The organism is Frankia tisae, from assembly GCF_025403405.1.
Taxonomy (GTDB): Bacteria; Actinomycetota; Actinomycetes; order Frankiales; family Frankiaceae; genus Frankia; species Frankia tisai.
This window is the reverse complement of sequence record NZ_JANEZT010000826.1, coordinates 1-440: the sequence shown is the minus strand read 5'-3', so window position 1 is coordinate 440 and position 440 is coordinate 1. Positions and strand designations below refer to the sequence as shown.

Below are 440 nucleotides of genomic sequence, written 5' to 3'. Positions count from 1 at the left end.
GATTATTAGTATTTATCATCTATCTTTGAGAAATATTTCATGAATTATTATCAGAATTTCAACTCCACCATTCTCGATTTGGTGGAGGAAAGTGCCGTCAATTTTTGCGAGTTTGGTTGCGGTGCGGGGTCTTTGGCCCAGGCTGTGAAGAAAAAAATCCCACATGCGCGTTATACCGGGGTGGATATTGCTGCAGAACCTTTGGCGCAGGCGCGTCACGTGCTCGATAATTCCATACTGCTCAATTTGGACGCCTGCCCTCGCTGGGATGAAAATCCTCAATTGCTGGCTAGCAGGCCATCTGAGGGTTTTGATTGCATTGTTTTTGGCGACGTATTGGAGCACCTTTATGAACCAGAGAAGTCAGTCGATCAGGCGGCTCATTGGTTGCGTCCAGGTGGCTGCTTGATCGCCTCTGTACCCAACGTGCAACATTGGAG

General features: G+C 47.7%; 1 protein-coding gene. It reads left to right on the top strand.

What is annotated here, in order from left to right; genetic code table 11:
- Nucleotides 1-39: 39 nt before the first annotated feature.
- On the top strand, nt 40-440 hold a 401-nt coding region (locus tag NBZ85_RS31865), incomplete at its 3' end, for a class I SAM-dependent methyltransferase (RefSeq protein ID WP_261563509.1).